Source organism: Agrobacterium albertimagni AOL15 (assembly GCF_000300855.1).
Taxonomy (GTDB): domain Bacteria; phylum Pseudomonadota; class Alphaproteobacteria; order Rhizobiales; family Rhizobiaceae; genus Allorhizobium; species Allorhizobium albertimagni.
In genome coordinates this window covers 348,040-364,857 of the sequence record NZ_ALJF01000006.1, presented here as the reverse complement: position 1 = coordinate 364,857, position 16,818 = coordinate 348,040, and the positions used below count along the sequence as shown (strand labels likewise).

The window sequence follows — 16,818 nt, the reverse complement described above, 5'->3', positions numbered from 1 at the left end:
CTACTTCGCTTTTAAAGCTTGGGATGGTGGTTCGCTTACCCGCTGTTTACCATTCCGCGTCATTGATCGGAGGAGGGAGAAACTGATTTGATCCGGGGAAGCGACTTGCTGGACTTGGTCTGCGACAAGATCGCGGTGCTTGATCTGCCTTCCTACGTGAAGGACAGCGAACTGCGCTATGTCGCGGTCAATGCGGCCTTTGCTGACCTGCACAACCTCTCGGTCGAAAGCTTCGTCGGTCGCAGCGATCGGGAAATCCTGGGGGGCGATCTGGACGCCCTGCGCGACGATCGCGAGCGGCGGGTTCTCGTGTTCGGGCAGGACGAGGCGCTGCAGCTGCGGGCTGAGCCGGGCGGACCGACGCGGGTCCTGCATATCGAACGCTTCTTCGACGACGATGACCGGATCTATCTTTTCGCTTTCATGGAGGAGAAGAGAGCCGCGACCCCATCCGGCCCATCGGCTGATCCCGCGGCTCTCGGGACGCTTCCCTCCGTCGCGCTCTTTCAGGCGGTTCTCGAACAATATCCCATCGCCACCTATGTCCGCAGCGCCGATCACCGGCTGCTCTTTGCCAATGGCGTCTATTCGCAGATGGTGGGGCGGCCGATCGAGGATCTCCTGGGTCGAACCGAACAAGAGAATTTCCCCGAGCTAGGCCAGGACTATTTCGAGGGCAACCAGCGTGTCCTCGAATGCGGCGTGACGGAGGAATATCAGGACAATTTCATCCGGGCCGACGGGTCACGCATCCCCGTCCTCAGCCGCACCGGGGCCGTCACCGGACCGGATGGCGAACGCTATATCGTTGGCTCGATCACCGACCTTTCGCCACTCAGGCATGAGCAGGAGAAGCTTGAGAGCGTTCGACAGGAATCAGAAGCGCTGCAGTTGCAGCTCCAGAGCCTGATGGCGTCACTGCCGGTCGGCATCATCGTTCTGGACACCGACTTGCAGATCTCCTTCGCCAATGCGGCGGCCGTCGAGATGACGGAATTCGACGCGTCTCAGCGGTTGGAAGGCATGTCCTATCGGGATTTCCTGACGCGGGCGATGATACGGACCATGCCCAATCTTTCTTGCGAAGAAATCGACGAGCGCGTCGCCTATCGCATCGAGCAGGTCGTCAGCATGGACGAGGGGCCGCTGATCGACGTGAAGACGCCATCCGGACGGGCCTTGGCCGGCGGTAGTCGCCGGCTCGAGGGCGGGCGCATCCTTTTGACCTATACCGACGTCTCGGACATTTATCAGCGCGAAGAAGAGACGCTGCTCTATCGCGCGGCGCTCGAGCAAATGCCGGTGCCCGTCTTCATCCGCAATCCGGATCGCCGGATGATCTACGTGAACAAGGCCTATGAGGACCTCCACGGCCAGCGTCGGGAAGACATTTACGGGCTCACCGAAGAAGAACTCTGGCCGGAAAACGGTCAGATCATGAAGGAGGAAAACCTCCGGATCTTCGCAACCGGCGAGATGATCGAGAAGAACCGCGAAGTGGTCGTCCGCGACGGTCAGGAGATCTCCGTCATCACGCGCCTAAGCCGGATCACCACGGCGCAGAACAAGCATTACCTCGTCGGCTCGGTCAACGACATCTCGATGCTCAAGAAGGGGCAGGAGGCGCTGGTTGCGGCACAGGCGCGCGCCGAGGCGCTCTATGCCGATATCGTCTCGATGCTGCAGGTCATGCCTGTCGGCGTGGTGATCATGAATTCCGACTACATGGTCGAATTCGCCAACGAGAAGTGCCGGGACATCTGGCGCTGGCCGGCTGATATGCAACTAAGTGGGTTGAGCTTCCGGTCCTATTGCGAACAGAACCACAAACTCGGCTATGCCTGGCCGGGGATCGACTTCGAGGAAGGCTACCGCGCCCGTATCGCGCAGTTCGATGCGTTGGAAGGCTCGCATGTCACCGAACTCGCCTATGACGATGGCAAGTTCGTTCTGGCAACGATCACGAGGTTGCACGACCGGAAGATCCTGCTCACCTATTCCGATCTCACCGAGATGCGGGCCCGCGAACGCGAGATCGACGAGGCGCAGCAAAAGCTGGAGCGGCTCGGGCGCTTCGTGCAGGAATCCATGCGGATGATGACGCAGGGCCTGATGATGATCGAGCAGGGTCGCATCGCGGAGGTCAATCCGTCCTTCAGCCGCATCCTGGATCTGCCCGAAAACCTGCTGGCATCGGGCGAAAGCTGGCGGCCGATCTTCGAATATTGTGCGGCGCGCGGCGATTTCGGTGCGGAAGCGCACGAGGTTCTGCAGCAGTGGCAAGCGGCATTGCAGACCGCGAATGCGGTCTCGACCAATTTCCTCGTCGACGGAAAGACCTGGGTCAAGCTGGAGGCGACCTTCGGTGGCGACCGCAGTTGTGTGGTCGTGCTGACCGATTTTACCGAGCTCAAGGAGCGCGAAGCCGAACTCGAAGTGCTCTTGGCGCGGAGCGAAGCCGCCGACAAGGCGAAGTCCGACTTCCTCGCCAATATGAGCCACGAGATCCGCACGCCGATGAACGGCGTTCTCGGCATGGCGGAACTGCTCTCCAAGTCCGAGCTCGACAGCCGCCAGAAGACCTTCGTCGACATTATGGTGAAGTCCGGCAACGCGCTGCTCACCATCATCAACGACATTCTCGACTTCTCGAAGATCGATGCCGGGCAGCTGAAGCTGCGCAAGTCTCCCTTCGATCCGGTCGAGGCCATCGAGGATGTGGCGACACTGCTGTCCGCCGCCGCCGCCGAGAAGGATATCGAACTCGTGGTCTCCGGCGACCAGAAGGTCCGCCATACCTTCATGGGTGATCCGGGACGCTTCCGGCAGATCGTCACCAATCTCCTGGGCAATGCGATCAAGTTCACGGAGAAGGGCCACGTGCATGTCGAGGTGTCCACGGACGCCATGGCAGAGGGACAGGCGATCCTGAAGCTGCGCATCGAGGATACCGGCATCGGCATCCCCCAGGACATGCAGGCGAAGATCTTTGAAAAATTCTCACAGGTCGATACATCCTCGACCCGTCGCCACGAGGGTACCGGTCTCGGGCTCGCGATCACCGGCGGTCTAGTGCGCCTGTTCGGGGGCAAGCTGCAGGTCGAATCCGAGGTCGGGCGCGGCTCGGCCTTCACCGTCGAATTGCCGCTCGCCATCGTTGCCGAACGCCGCGGCCAGAAGGAGTTGCCGGCCACCGTCAAGGATGCACGGGTGCTGGTCATCGACGACAACGCCGTCAACCGCCGCATCATCACCGAGCAGCTGGAGATGTGGGGTTTCGACGGGCTCGCGGTTCCGGACGGGCTGACCGGCCTCGATATTCTCGCTGCCGCCCATACGGAAGGGCTGGCGATCGACGTCGTCGTCATAGACTACCAGATGCCTGACATGAACGGCATCGACGTGGCGAAAGCGATCCGCAGCGACCGTCGCTTCGACGATATTGCTCTGGTCTTCCTGACCTCGATGGACATGGTCGGCGATGACAGGCTGTTCGAAAGCTTGAAGATCCAGGCGCATCTGATGAAGCCGGCGCGGGCCAATGTGTTGCGTGGTGCGATCATCGACGTGGTGCGAACGGCGCGGGTTCACGGCGTGAACGCGCCACGCCTTCGTCCCCTTTCGCCGCCTCCACCATTGGCTCCACGCGCGCCATTGCCTGTGGAGGCCAAGCCAACCGCTTCAGCGGCTCCCGACGATGGGGCCCTCAGAGTGCTGATCGCGGAAGACAATCCCGTCAACCAGATCGTCTTCCGCCAGATCCTGACCGGAAGCGGCGTTGCCTATCGCATCGTCGGCAATGGTGAGGAAGCCGTTCAGGCCTGGCGCAGCGAGCCGCCGGATCTGATCCTGATGGATGTCTCCATGCCGGTCATGAACGGGCATCAGGCGACTGGCGTGATCCGCGCGGAAGAGGCTGCTCTCAGCAGCGGAAGGACCCCGATCATCGGCGTGACTGCCCATGCGCTCGACAGCGATCGTGAGGCCTGCCTTGCCGCCGGGATGGACGACTATCTCTCCAAGCCGATCTCGCCGGAACTCCTTATGCGCAAGATCGAGCAATGGAGTGGCAGGCCCGTCATCGGGCTCGCAGTGGAAGGCTGATCAGGCCGAGCGCCTGACGCCGCACAGCATCTCCCGCTTGCCCGCGAAGCCTGGTCGGCGCTCGACGTCGAAACCCGCTGCGATCAAGTTGCGTCGGACGAAGCCGGCTGCGGCATAGGTCGCAAAGCTGCCGCCTAGTCTTGTCGTGTCGTGGACACGCTGCATCAGGTCCGCCGACCACATGGCGCTGTTGCGCGAGGGGGCGAAGCCGTCGAGGAACCAGGCATCGAAGGTCAGTGTGCTTGCCGTCAGGTTATCCAAGGCATCGCCGCAGACGACCGATAGACGCGTCTGGTCATCAAGGTCGATCGAGATGATACCGGACGGCGTCTCCGGCCAGCGCGCGACGAGGACCTCACGCTCGGCATCGATCTCCGGCCAGCGGGAGAGGGCGCGGTCGATCTCTTCGGCCTGCATGGGGAAGAGCTCGAAGGAGACGAAGTGGAGGTGAGTGCCAGGACGACGATGCTCCTTCCACTGCCGCCAGGTTTCGCAGGCATTCAGCCCTGTGCCGAAGCCGAGTTCGCCGATGGTGAAATCGTCCGCATCCCGCCAACGCTCCGGCAGTCCGTTGCCGGCCAGGAAGACATGGCCGCATTCGAGCCGGCCATCGGTCTGGCAATAAAAATGATCGCCAAAGGCGGTGGAAAAGGGCATATCGCCGTCGTGCCAAGCCAGCGGTACCTGGGTGTCGCCGGTGCCTGGCGGATAATTTGAATGGGTCATGGTGATGTCCGATAAAACGGCTGCGATGTCAGGTCAATTGCGCGCCGATCTCGTGATCGTCGGCGGCGGCATAATGGGCCTCTGGGCGGCTCTCAAGGCCGAGCGCCGTGGTCTCGATACCATCCTGATCGACGGCGACGGTATTGCGAGCGGGGCGAGTGGCGGCCTGCTTGGCGCCTTGATGGCGCATATGCCGGATCGCTGGAACGAGAAGAAGCAGTTGCAATTCGAGGGGCTGCTGTCACTCGAGGCGGAGATCGCTCTGCTTGAGGCGGAGACCGGGCTTTCCGCCGGCTATCAGCGCTGCGGTCGTCTTATCCCCTTGCCGAAGCCGCATCTGAGGCCGATCGCCGAGCGGCATTCGGGCGAGGCGGCTACGAACTGGAACCAAGAGGGCAGGGCCTTCGACTGGACCGTCCTCGACGAGAGCCCGTTTGCCGACTGGCCGTCGCGGAGTTTTTCTGAGGCTGGTGTGGTGTTCGATCGCCTCGCGGGCCGTGTTTCGCCGCGTGCTCTCACCACGGCGATCCGGTCACGTCTTGAGCGATCGGGACGTGTGCGGTTGCTGGTCGGGAGCGCCGTGCAATCGATCGATGCCGGGGCAAGCCAGGTAAAACTCGCTGACGGGACCATTGTCGGTTACGGTGATCTTCTGGTTTCAGCCGGTGTCGGCTCTTTCCCGCTGCTCGATGCCATCGGACCTGCGCTTCGCAAGCCGCTCGGCCGCGGCGTTAAGGGGCAGGCGGCACTGCTCAAACTGGACCTGCCAGCCGATCTGCCGCTCCTTTATCTCGATGGCCTCTATGTGGTGCCGCAGGAAGGCGGGCATGTCGCCATCGGCAGCACCAGCGAAAACACGTTCGAGGATCCTTTCTCGACGGATGCGCAGTTGGATGTCCTGATCACCGGGGCGAGGGAGCTTGCACCGGTGCTGCAGCAAGCCGAGGTGGTCGAACGCTGGGCGGGGCTTCGCCCAAAGGCGGTCGATCGGGATCCGATGGTCGGCCCGCATCCCGATCATCCGCATGTGCATGCGCTGACAGGCGGCTTCAAGGTGAGCTTCGGCATTGCTCACCGGCTGGCGGAGGCCGCTCTCGATTCGATTGGCGGTGAGGCCTTGTCCCTGCCTCACGGCTTTGCCCTTGCCCATCACGTTTCGGTGGCTGCGCGCCGCGCAGGCGGTGAGGAATTTACCGAAATACCCTGAAATCAAAGGGATTGGCTTAGGCTCTGGCCGCGAAATTGCCTCGCCCGCTTCGTGATACTGTCATGCAAATCACCTATCCACGGGGTTGTAACGGCAACTGCTAAAGTGCCGTCGCGAGCCAGTGTGAGGTGCTCGACATGCGCTATGCCATCTGCTTTACGCCGCCTGCCCGTGATCCGCTTGCCGATGCAGCGGCACGCTGGCTCGGCCGCAACGTGTTCTCCGGCGAGGTGGAGGAACATCCGGGACTGAAGGGCCTGGGCGTGCACGAGATTGCCTTTCACACGGCCCTTCCGCGTCGCTTCGGCTTTCATGCGACCTTCAAGGCGCCGTTCCGCTTGAGCGAAGGCGCGAACGAGGCCTCTCTCCTGCGCGATCTGATGCATTTTGCCGGCCGGATGGAGCCCGTGGTTCTGCAGGGTCTGTCGGTCGGACGCATCGGTGACGTCTATGGCTTGATCCTTCAGCGCCCTTGTCCGGAGGTCGATCATCTGGCGGCATCCATCGTCCAGGCTTTCGACGGCTTTCGTGCGCCGCTTTCCGAGGCCGAGATCGACCGGCGCAATCCCGAACGGCTCTCGGCGCCGCAATTCACCAATCTCAGCCGCTGGGGACATCCTTATGTGATGGACGAGTTCCGGTTCCACATGACGTTGACCGGACCTTTGCTCGCCCGCGATTTTCCGCGAATCGAGCAGGCTCTCAAAGCGCATTTCGATCCTGCCCTCGCCGAGCCCGTTGTCATCGCCAATCTCGCCCTCTTCGTCGAAACCGAGCGTGGCGCACCGTTTACCGTGCATTCGCTGCATCCGCTGGGCCGGGTTTCCAACCGCAAGATCGCCTGAGGCCTGTGCGCTGCAGCAAAATGCGCGTTTTCCATCTCGACAGGCGCCGCCCTCGCCAATAGCCTCGCGTCAAAACACGAGAGGTGAACCTATGACGACTGCTCCTTATCCCCGCGACCTGATCGGCTATGGCCGCGACATTCCCGATCCGAAATGGCCGGGGGAGGCCCGGATCGCGGTGCAGTTCGTGGTCAATTACGAGGAGGGCGGCGAGAGCTGCATTCTTGATGGCGACCCGGCCTCGGAAAACCTGCTGTCGGAAATCGTCGGCGCCCAGGCCTGGCCGGGGCAGCGCAATCTCAACATGGAATCGATTTACGAATACGGCTCGCGCGCCGGCTTCTGGCGGCTGTGGCGGATGTTCACCGAGCGCAAGGTGCCAGTGACGGTCTACGGCGTCACGCTTGCCATGGCACGCAACCCGGAAGCTGTGGCCGCGATGAAGGAAGCGGACTGGGAGATCGCCAGCCACGGCTATCGCTGGCTCGAATACAAGGATTTCCCGGAAGACGTCGAGCGCGAGCATATTCGAGAAGCCGTGCGGCTGCACAAGGAGCTGACCGGCTCGCATCCGCTTGGCATGTATCAGGGCAAGCCTTCTGACAACACGCTGCGCCTCGTGATGGAGGAGGGCGGCTTTATGTATTCCTCCGACAATTATTCCGACGACCTGCCGTTCTGGGTGCCGGATCTCGAGGGAAAACCCTTCCTGATCATTCCCTATACGCTTGAAACCAACGACATGCGTTTCGCCACTCCGCAGGGCTTCAATACCGGTGATCAGTTCTTCACCTATCTCAAGGACGCCTTCGATGTGCTCTACGAAGAGGGGAAGAACGGCAGCCCGAAAATGATGTCCGTCGGTTTGCACTGCCGCCTTGTTGGGCGTCCGGGACGGGCTGCGGCGCTCGCGCGGTTTATCGATTATGTGACCAGCCATGAGAAGGTCTGGGTGCCCAAGCGCATCGAGATCGCCGAGCACTGGCACAAGCATCACAAGCCGGCGTGGTGAGGGGGCTAGCCGGCAACCTCCGCCAGCAACCAATCCCGCAGGATCGCGGCAGGCTCGGACAGTGCCGCACCTGAGAGCAGCCAATAGGCCTTGTCTTCGTCGGCGGCTTCATCAAACAGCACCGTCAGCGTGCCGGCTGCCAGATGGTCTGATATCAGGGCGGTCGGGCAGAGGCCGATGCCGAGGCCTGAGAGGACCGAACTGACCAGCAGATTGAAATCGGCATAGAGCGGTCCTGACGGTGTCAGGCCCTTGATCCCGCGCGCCGCCAGCCAGGACTGCCAGGCGGCCTCGGTCGCGTCGTGCAACAGGTCCTGGTTAAGGAGGTCGGCTGGTGTGGTGATCGGTCCGTGTCGCTCCAGATAGCTCGGCGCACAGGTTGGCCGGGTTGCGGCTGGCAGAATGCGCTCCGCGCGAGCAGGCGGGCGGGTGCCGTGGCAGATCAGCAGGTCCGCGCCGGCTTCATCCGGAGTCTGCGCTCCCATGGGGTAGACGATCGAGACCTGGATCTGAGGATGTGCTGCGCGGAAACGGGGCAGGCGTGGGCCGAGCCAATGGGTGACCACCGAGGGCATGCAGGCGAGGCTGGCACAGGCCAAGGATTTGCGAGTGGTCAGCCGTTCTGCGGCACGGGCAATGTGGCCAAGCCCTTCCGAGCAGGCGGCGCCGAATTCGCGTCCATCGGTGGTGAGGCGCACGCCACGGGGGCGGCGTTCGAAGAGGGCAAGCCCCAGCCAATCCTCCAGCGCCTTCACATGCTGGCTGATGGCCGCTGCCGTCATGCCGAGTTCGGTCGCGGCCTGCAGGAAGCTTTCTCGGCGGGCGGCGGCCTCGAAAGCACGGAGTGTCGGGAGCGGTGGCAGTTTCATGACTTCATGACTAAGCCAGGCTTGGTCATGGGGCAAGAAGAGAGGCAGTTGTCTTGATGGGGTGGCTGGGGCACCTTGCGGATCACATTATGCCCACTCCGGAGCCGCCCATGTCCCCCTTCAACGCAAACATCCCCATTCCCGCCGATGCGGCGGCCCGCCGCGCGGTGAAGCCTGTCGTCTGCTATCCGGTCGAGTCGCTTGTCGCACCCGATATGAGCATTCTGGATCGGGCGCGGGCGACGATGGAGAAGGTCGGCGAGGTGATCGTGCCGCCGCGCGAGGGCAATACGTTCGAGGTTCCCAAGGGGCATTCCTTCCGCATCGTCAGCGTCGAGGGGCCGCAGGTCGGCGACCTCAACCTCTGGAATGCCAACGATCTCTCCGAGCGCTTCTTCTCGGGCAAGACGCGGGCGCTGCATGCGACGCATGTGACGACCGGCAACCGTCTCTGGAGCAATCTGCCGTCGCTCCGCCCCATGGCGACGATCAGCCATGATACGCTTGGCTGGTACGGCTTCGACGAATTCGGTGGCGGCGTGCATGACGTGATCGGCACGCGCTGCGATCCCTATACCAACCGCCTGCTATCGGGTGACGACTACCATCACTGCTGCCATTCCAACCTCTGCCGCGCGCTGGCGCATCACATCGGTTCCGACATCAGGGCAGTCGAGCCGCATGTGCATGATGTGTTGAACGTCTTCATGTGCACCGGTTTCACCCGCGACACGCAGCAGTATTTCATGAAGGCGAGCCCGGTTCGCCCCGGCGATTTCCTCGAAATGTTCGCGGAGATCGATCTCTTAGGCGCGCTTTCGGCCTGCCCGGGCGGGGATTGCAGCACCAGCCATTCGAGCGATGTCGCCAAGTGTTATCCACTGAAGGTGGAGATCTACCGGCCGGACATGGCCTTGCTGGCTGATTGGCCGTTTCCGGAGCGGAATGGGTATCAGTTGCAGGATTGAACGCCGCCTACCCTGCGGTCGTCATGCTCGGGCTTGTCCCGAGCATCTGCAACGTATCTGGTTAGTTCGGCCTCGGTGGATCCTCGGCACAAGGCCGAGGATGACTTCGCGTTGGAGGGCAGGTTTCTCCACGAAAAGAGGGCCCGGCAGCGATGCCAGGCCCTCTCGTTTCATTCGCGTGTCTAGGCTCAGCCCTTGTCGAGCGTCGCCATGTCGATGACGAAGCGGTAGCGGACGTCGCTCTTGATAACGCGCTCATAGGCTGCGTTCACCTGGGCGATGTCGATGATCTCGATCTCCGGCGTGATGTCGTGCTTGCCGCAGAAGTCCAGCATTTCCTGGGTTTCCTTGATCGAACCGATCATCGAGCCGGCGAGCGAGCGACGGCCGGCGATCAGGGCAAAGGCATGCACGGGGACCGGGTTTTCCGGCACGCCGAGCAATACCATGGTGCCGTCGACCTTCAGAAGGTTCAGGTAGGCGTTCCAGTCGATCTCGGCGCTGACGGTGCAGAGGATCAGGTCGAAGGAACTGGCGAGCGTCTTGAAGGTCTCCGGATCCGAGGTGGCGTAATATTCCTTGGCGCCGAAGGCGAGGCCGTCTTCCTTCTTCGACAGGCTCTGGCTGAGTACGGTGACGTCGGCACCCATGGCCGCGCCGATCTTGACGCCCATGTGGCCGAGGCCGCCCATGCCGATGACGGCGACCTTCTTGCCGGGGCCAGCCTTCCAGTGGCTGAGCGGCGAATAAAGCGTGATGCCGGCGCAGAGCAGTGGCGCTGCCTTGTCGAGCGGCAGGTTGTCCGGAATGCTCAGCACATAATCTTCTTGGACGACGATGGAGTCGGCATAGCCGCCTTGCGTCGGGGTTACGCCGTCGACTTCCGTGGAATTATAGGTGCCGACGAGACCGGGCATATACTGTTCGCGGTAGAGGTCGCGTTCACAATGCAGGCAGGAATTGACGAAGCAGCCGACGCCGACGCGGTCGCCGACCTTGTATTTCGAAACGCTCGAGCCGACTGCTGTGACGATGCCGGCGATCTCGTGGCCAGGGACCATGGGGAAGGTCGAGTTGCCCCATTCGTTGCGCGCCTGGTGAATGTCGGAGTGGCAGATGCCGGAGAACTTGATCTCGATCACCACGTCGTCCGCGTTCGGTTCGCGACGCTCGAAGGTGAAGGGAACCAATGGCTTGGAGGCATCCGTTGCGGCATAGCCTTTGGCAATCGGCATGGGGTATCCTTTCAAATGGAATGGGAGAAGCGAGCTGTAGATAGGTCGATCCGGGTCTGCTGCAAGCGAAGGACCCTGGCGATTGCGTTGAAAGTGCCTGTCGCCTTCGGAAACTCGACAAGGACAGGGGGCTCGGCTAATCCTTGTCGTCAACTGCTTCGCGGGATGCGCAAGCGGACCCTCCCTGCCGCAGCTGTCTCAGCTGCGGCCTCACATGATACTGGATTGACGGCATGGACAGAGCGGACTTCGTTCAGCGTTTCGGCGGAGTGTTCGAACATTCGCCCTTCATAGCGGAGCGTGCCTTCGATGCCGGTATGATCGAGGAGCCACTGACGGCGCTCGACGTGCATGATGCGATGGCGATGATCTTTCGCACCTCGAGCGCCGAGGAGCGGCTCGGCGTGCTTCGCGCCCATCCCGATCTTGCCGGCAAGCTCGCCATATCAGGCGAACTGACGGAAGACAGCAAACGCGAACAGGCCGGTGCTGGGCTCGACCGCCTGACGGCCGATGAGCATGCGCGCTTCACCGAACTAAATACGGCCTATGTCAAGAAATTCGGCTTTCCCTTCATCATCGCGGTCAAAGGGCTGACGAAGGACGACATTCTCGCGGCCTTCGAGACGCGCATCGCCAACACACGAGACCAGGAATTCGACACCGCCTGCCAGCAGGTGGAAAAAATCGCCAGGCTTCGCCTCGAAAGCCTGCTTCCGGAGACACACTGATATGCTTGAGACCTCGACCGTCGTCCTGCCGGATTTTGCTGCCGGTGCCGTCAATCTCGCCTCGGCCCGCCTCGGTGCCGTTGGTGTTTTCTCGACCGACGAGTTCTTTGCGCCGGTGTCGCGCATGCTGAACGATGAGCCCGCGAGTTTCGATCCGGACCTTTACGACGACAACGGCAAATACATGGATGGCTGGGAAAGCCGTCGCAAGCGCGTGCCGGGCCATGACTACGCCGTTATCCGGCTCGCAATGCCAGGCCGCATCTTCGGCTTTGATGTCGATACGCGCTTCTTTACGGGCAATTATCCGCCGCATGGCTCGATCGAGGCGGCGTTCGTCGAAAGCGGCGATCCGACCGATGCTACCGTCTGGACCGAACTGGTGGCCAAGTCGCCACTCGGCGCGTCTGCCCAGCACTTCTTTGCCAATGCGGACACCTCGAAGGTCTGGACGCATCTGCGCCTGCACATCTATCCCGATGGCGGCGTTGCGCGTTTGCGCGTCTATGGGGCGGCCCATTTCGACTGGTTGAAGGTCGGTGCAACCGAAGAAATCGATCTCGCCTATATCTTTCATGGCGCCAAGTCGCTCGCCTGGTCGGACGCCCATTACGGCCATCCCGACAAGATCCTGTCGCCCGGCCGCGGCACAAACATGGGTGATGGCTGGGAAACCAAGCGCCGCCGTGGCCCCGGTCATGACTGGGCGATCATCCGCCTTGGCCATCCAGGCGTGATCAACCGGGTGCTGATCGATACGCATTTCTACAAGGGCAACTATCCCGACACCTGCGAGCTGCTGGGTGCCTATCTGCCGGACGCCGGCGACACCTTCTCCGAAGCGGAGATTGCCGCATCCGAACAGTGGCAGCCGATCCTGACGCGCCAGAAGATGCAGATGGATGCGGAGCACTTTTACGAGGGCGACCAGATCCAGAAGGTTGGACCGGTCACGCATGTGCGGATCGGCGTTCATCCGGATGGAGGCGTCATGCGCCTGCGTCTGTTCGGCACGAAGGCATAAGTTGATACAAACGAAAAGAGCGGGCAAAGGCCCGCTCGTCGCATGCTTGAAGCCGTCCGCAATGCGGGCGGCTTTTTGATCGCCTGGATGGCGACTACTGCTTCGGCGCCCGTTCGGCTTCGCGGATCGCTTCCTCGTGATACCAGCTCGCCGACCCGCTCTCATAGATGACGGGCTTCGGAGCCTGGCGCTCACGCATGGCATTGAGCCGAGCCAGGTCACGCACCGGGAATTCGTAGATCTTCGCCGATTCCCGAACCATGTTCGTTGTCATGCTACTACCTCTCGTTTCCACCGAGTGTCTTCTCGATGATCCCTATCTACCACGTCCCAAACCGCAATGCACATGAAAAGTGCAAAATGCTTATTTAGTGGGCAGTATTCGCGAAGAAAAAGTGATGAATTTAAAATCATCACACCGTTTTCGTGGTCGTTTGTGCTTGAAAAACACCCGACACGGCGCTCCGGTTCCTGAGTATCAGCGGAATCTGTTAAAGAAACGCCTTCTGTTGCAGGGTTTTCGGGTCTCGCCTGCGACAAAATGGCTTGCGCTCGGCCGCCACCGCCAAACTGGCACGCTTCCTGCTTTTTAGTTCCCGACTCCCGGGCACGCCGGAGAATCACCCCTCTGTTGCGCCGATGAGTGGCGCGAGACTGAAGAGAGAGCACCATGACCAAGTTTAAGCTCGAGTATATCTGGCTCGATGGCTACAAGCCGGTAGCTAACCTGCGTGGCAAGACGCAGATCAAGGAATTCGACAGCTTCCCGACCCTGGAACAGCTGCCGCTCTGGGGCTTCGATGGCTCCTCGACGATGCAGGCCGAAGGCCACTCGTCGGACTGCGTGCTGAAGCCGGTCGCCATCTACCCCGACCCGGCTCGCACGAACGGCGCTCTCGTCATGTGCGAAGTCATGATGCCCGATGGCGTCACCCCGCATCCGTCAAACAGCCGCGCCACGATCCTCGACGACGAAGGCGCCTGGTTCGGCTTCGAACAGGAATACTTCTTCTACGAAAACGGCCGCCCGCTTGGCTTCCCGGAGCAGGGCTACCCGGCTCCGCAGGGCCCGTACTACACCGGCGTCGGCTACAAGAACGTCGGCTCGATCGCCCGCGAAATCGTTGAAGAGCATCTCGACCTTTGCCTCGAAGCCGGCATCAACCACGAAGGCATCAATGCCGAAGTGGCCAAGGGCCAGTGGGAATTCCAGGTCTTCGGCAAGGGCTCTAAGAAGGCCGCCGACCAGATCTGGATCGCTCGCTACCTGCTGCTGCGTCTGTGCGAAAAGTACGGCATCGACGTCGAATTCCACTGCAAGCCGCTCGGCGATACCGACTGGAACGGTTCGGGCATGCACTGCAACTTCTCGACCACCTTCATGCGCGAGGTGGGCGGCAAGGAATATTTCGAAGCCCTCATGGCAGCCTTTGCCAAGAACTGGCAGGACCACATCGACGTCTACGGTCCGGACAACCATCTGCGCCTGACCGGCAAGCACGAAACGGCTCCGTGGAACAAGTTCTCTTACGGCGTTGCCGACCGTGGCGCCTCGATCCGCGTTCCGCACTCCTTCGTCAACAACGGCTACAAGGGCTATCTCGAAGATCGCCGCCCGAACTCCCAGGGCTGCCCCTACCAGATCGCTTCCGTCGTCCTGAAGACGATCGCCGAAGTGCCGACGGCCGATTACGCCAAGAACGCTGCCTGATTTCAGGTTGAGCGATTAGATTGCAGCGCCGGGGGTGACCTCGGCGCTGTTTTCGTTCGGGGGGCAAACGGTCGAGGCTTCCGCGGCTTCCGGCTTTGGATTACACTTGATCCTAAGGAGATGGGCCATGCGACCGTCCGAAGTGCTGGAGAAGAACAGGCAAGCCATCCGCGATGTGACGGCACGTCACAAGGCGACGAATCCGCGTGTCTTCGGCTCTGTCGCGCGCGGCGAAGACGGGCCGGACAGCGATCTCGATATCTTGGTGGATGGCCTCCCCGGCATGACGCTATTCGATCTCGGCGGGCTACAGGCGGAGATGGAGGACCTGCTGCCCTGTCGGGTCGACATCGTCTCCTCGGGCGGCTTGAAAGAGCGGATGCGAGCGCGGATCCTCGCTGAGGCTCGCGCCATATGACGCCCGAAGAGCGGCTGCTCGATGATCTCGTAGACATGGAGGAGGCTGCGGCGGAAGCCATAGGGTTCCTCGATGGGGTGAGTTTCGAGGCGTTCGAGAATGATCTGCTGCGCCAGCGCGCGGTGGCCATGACCTTTGTTCTGATTGCTGCCGCCGCCGCCCGTATCCAGGCGCGGTTTCCCGATATTGCCACTGAGCAACCCGAGATCGACTGGGCGCAAATGCGGGGGCTGCGTAATCTTGTGGTCCATCAATATGATCGGCTGGATTGGCGTCAGGTCTGGGATACGGTGCAATCTGATCTTCCGAAACTGGTCCGCCAGATCGACCAACTCCGCCATCCGCATATCCAGGGAGAATAACCCCTTTGCCCATCGACCTCCCCATCCGTCTCCTGACGGCATCCGACTTCGCGCCCTTCGGTGAGGTGATCGAGGCCAATCCTTCGACCATGCGATTGATCAATGGCGGCACGACCGAGCGCTTTCATGCGCTTTTCGCTCCGGAGGTTGCGGGCGAGGGGGCGCGAGTGATCGTCAATATCTTCCGCGGACAGCCACGCGTCTTTCCCTATGAGATCGGCATGATGGAGCGCCATCCGTTCGGCAGCCAGAGTTTTTCGCCGCTGTCGGGCCGGCCGTTTCTCGTGGCCGTCTCCCCGGATGAAGATGGCAAGCCGGGTCAGCCGCAGGTGTTTCTGGCCAGCCCGCATCAGGGCGTGAACTACCGGCGCAACACTTGGCACCATCCCTTGATGGCGATCGGCGAGGTCAGCGATTTCCTGGTTGTCGATCGCGACGGACCCGGCAACAATCTCGAAGAGTATTTCTTCGAAACCCCCTTCATGATTCGGGAGCCTGAGATATGACCGGCCTCACCACCCATGTGCTTGACACCGCTCTCGGCAAGCCCGCCCAGGGGCTTCGCATCCAGCTGATGCGGATGAGCGGGGAGGAGGCGGAGCTGATCAAGACCGTCTTCACCAATGACGATGGCCGCGTCGACGGCGGGCCGATGCTGATCGGAGACGAGTTCCAGGTCGGGCAATACGAATTGCTATTCCATGCTGGCGACTATCTTAAGGCCAAAGGTTTTGCGCTGACCGATCCGCCCTTCCTTGACGTCGTCCCGATCCGCTTCGGCATTTCCGACACCACGGCGCATTACCACGTGCCTTTGCTGCTCTCGCCCTATGGCTATTCCACCTATCGGGGAAGCTGAGCATGCGATTTGCGGCGATCGCCGATATTCATGGCAATCATCTGGCGCTCGAAGCCGTGCTCGCGGATATCCGGGCGCAGGGCATTGAGACGATCGTCAATCTCGGTGACAGTTTTTCCGGGCCACTCGAGGCTGGTTTGACCGCTGACTTGCTGACGCCGCTCAATGCACTGACAGTTCGCGGCAATCATGATCGGGCGCTCATCGACCGGCCCTTCGAGGCGATGGGGGACTGGGAAAAGCCGAGCTATCCGCAATTGTCGCCCGCTCATCTCGACTGGATCCGCAACCTGCCGGAAACGGCTCGCCTCGGTGACGAGGTCTTCCTCTGTCACGCGACGCCACGCGACGATAATACCTATTGGACCGAGACATTGTCGGCCGACGGCATCTTCCATTTGAAGCCGCTCGACGAAATCGAAACCCTGGCGAACGGTGTCGATGCAACGCTTCTGCTCTGCGGACACAGCCACATTCCGCGCGCCGTGCAACTCAGCGATGGCAGGCTGATCGTCAATCCCGGCAGCATCGGCTGCCCCGGCTTCGATTACGACGTGCCCGTCTATCACAAGGCCCAGGCGGGAACGCCCTTTGCCAGCTATGCGATCCTCGAAAAGACGGATCGTGGCTGGCAGCCGAGCTTTCGTCTGGTCCGCTATGACAACCTCGCCATGGCAGAGCTTGCGCGCCGCCACGGCATGATGGATTGGGTCAGCGCGCTCTCCAGCGGCTGGATCGCCTGAGGCA

17 protein-coding genes are annotated in these 16,818 nt (G+C 61.6%); 13 read left to right on the top strand and 4 right to left on the bottom strand.

Annotation, left to right across the window (positions count from 1 at the left end):
* Positions 1–105: 105 nt before the first annotated feature.
* Entirely contained in the window at positions 106–4,104 is a 3,999-nt protein-coding gene (locus tag QWE_RS08810) for a response regulator (protein ID WP_167539690.1), read from the top strand.
* On the opposite strand, the gene mnmC2 is transcribed toward QWE_RS08810, so the two are convergent.
* A complete protein-coding gene (gene mnmC2, locus QWE_RS08805) occupies positions 4,105–4,830 on the bottom strand; it encodes a tRNA (5-methylaminomethyl-2-thiouridine)(34)-methyltransferase MnmC2 (RefSeq protein ID WP_006725761.1) in 726 nt (241 codons plus the stop codon). It lies immediately after the preceding gene.
* Between mnmC2 and QWE_RS08800 the strand changes: the two genes are divergently transcribed.
* The 3 genes from QWE_RS08800 to puuE all read left to right on the top strand — a co-directional run bounded on the left by QWE_RS08800 (position 4,829) and on the right by puuE (position 7,894).
* On the top strand, positions 4,829–6,037 hold the full coding sequence (locus QWE_RS08800; protein ID WP_006725760.1) for an NAD(P)/FAD-dependent oxidoreductase: 1,209 nt from the start codon (positions 4,829–4,831) through the stop codon (positions 6,035–6,037). The two genes, mnmC2 and QWE_RS08800, sit on opposite strands and share 2 nt — an antisense overlap.
* Before the next feature lie 137 nt (positions 6,038–6,174).
* On the top strand, positions 6,175–6,882 hold the full coding sequence (locus QWE_RS08795; protein WP_006725759.1) for a DUF1045 domain-containing protein: 708 nt from the start codon (positions 6,175–6,177) through the stop codon (positions 6,880–6,882).
* Positions 6,883–6,973: 91 nt separating this feature from the next.
* Entirely contained in the window at positions 6,974–7,894 is a 921-nt protein-coding gene (puuE, locus tag QWE_RS08790; RefSeq protein WP_006725758.1) for an allantoinase PuuE, read from the top strand.
* A 5-nt stretch (positions 7,895–7,899) separates the two neighbouring features.
* Here the strand turns inward: puuE and QWE_RS08785 are convergent, their stop codons facing one another.
* The gene (locus QWE_RS08785) at positions 7,900–8,763 is read right to left on the bottom strand and encodes a LysR substrate-binding domain-containing protein (protein ID WP_006725757.1); all 864 of its coding nucleotides are present in this window, start codon (positions 8,761–8,763) and stop codon (positions 7,900–7,902) included.
* A gap of 110 nt (positions 8,764–8,873) precedes the next feature.
* Between QWE_RS08785 and QWE_RS08780 the strand changes: the two genes are divergently transcribed.
* Entirely contained in the window at positions 8,874–9,731 is an 858-nt protein-coding gene (locus QWE_RS08780) for an urea carboxylase-associated family protein (protein WP_006725756.1), read from the top strand.
* A gap of 188 nt (positions 9,732–9,919) precedes the next feature.
* On the opposite strand, the gene QWE_RS08775 is transcribed toward QWE_RS08780, so the two are convergent.
* On the bottom strand, positions 9,920–10,966 hold the full coding sequence (locus QWE_RS08775; protein ID WP_006725755.1) for an NAD(P)-dependent alcohol dehydrogenase: 1,047 nt from the start codon (positions 10,964–10,966) through the stop codon (positions 9,920–9,922).
* Positions 10,967–11,199: 233 nt separating this feature from the next.
* Here QWE_RS08775 and uraD point away from each other — a divergent pair, with 233 nt between their 5' ends.
* Together uraD and alc are read left to right on the top strand one after the other, a co-directional pair.
* A complete protein-coding gene (gene uraD / locus QWE_RS08770; RefSeq protein WP_006725754.1) occupies positions 11,200–11,697 on the top strand; it encodes a 2-oxo-4-hydroxy-4-carboxy-5-ureidoimidazoline decarboxylase in 498 nt (165 codons plus the stop codon).
* A 1-nt stretch (position 11,698) separates the two neighbouring features.
* Positions 11,699–12,721, top strand: coding sequence for an allantoicase (alc, locus tag QWE_RS08765; protein WP_006725753.1), 1,023 nt, complete (start codon positions 11,699–11,701; stop codon positions 12,719–12,721).
* A gap of 94 nt (positions 12,722–12,815) precedes the next feature.
* Here the strand turns inward: alc and QWE_RS08760 are convergent, their stop codons facing one another.
* The gene (locus tag QWE_RS08760) at positions 12,816–12,995 is read right to left on the bottom strand and encodes a DUF2735 domain-containing protein (protein WP_006725752.1); all 180 of its coding nucleotides are present in this window, start codon (positions 12,993–12,995) and stop codon (positions 12,816–12,818) included.
* 396 nt (positions 12,996–13,391) lie between these two features.
* Here QWE_RS08760 and QWE_RS08755 point away from each other — a divergent pair, with 396 nt between their 5' ends.
* From QWE_RS08755 to QWE_RS08730, 6 genes are all read left to right on the top strand, one after another.
* Positions 13,392–14,432: a glutamine synthetase beta-grasp domain-containing protein gene (locus QWE_RS08755; RefSeq protein WP_006725751.1), complete on the top strand. Its 1,041-nt coding sequence runs from the start codon at positions 13,392–13,394 to the stop codon at positions 14,430–14,432.
* Positions 14,433–14,559: 127 nt separating this feature from the next.
* Positions 14,560–14,850, top strand: coding sequence for a nucleotidyltransferase family protein (locus tag QWE_RS08750; protein WP_006725750.1), 291 nt, complete (start codon positions 14,560–14,562; stop codon positions 14,848–14,850).
* Positions 14,847–15,212, top strand: a complete 366-nt coding sequence (locus QWE_RS08745) for a HepT-like ribonuclease domain-containing protein (RefSeq protein ID WP_006725749.1) — start codon at positions 14,847–14,849, stop codon at positions 15,210–15,212. The genes QWE_RS08750 and QWE_RS08745 overlap by 4 nt, the downstream gene beginning before the upstream one ends.
* 5 nt (positions 15,213–15,217) lie before the next feature.
* Entirely contained in the window at positions 15,218–15,718 is a 501-nt protein-coding gene (locus tag QWE_RS08740) for an ureidoglycolate lyase (protein ID WP_006725748.1), read from the top strand.
* Positions 15,715–16,071: a hydroxyisourate hydrolase gene (gene uraH, locus QWE_RS08735; protein WP_006725747.1), complete on the top strand. Its 357-nt coding sequence runs from the start codon at positions 15,715–15,717 to the stop codon at positions 16,069–16,071. The genes QWE_RS08740 and uraH overlap by 4 nt, the downstream gene beginning before the upstream one ends.
* Positions 16,072–16,073: 2 nt before the next feature.
* A complete protein-coding gene (locus QWE_RS08730) occupies positions 16,074–16,814 on the top strand; it encodes a metallophosphoesterase family protein (protein WP_006725746.1) in 741 nt (246 codons plus the stop codon).
* Positions 16,815–16,818 lie beyond the last annotated feature (4 nt).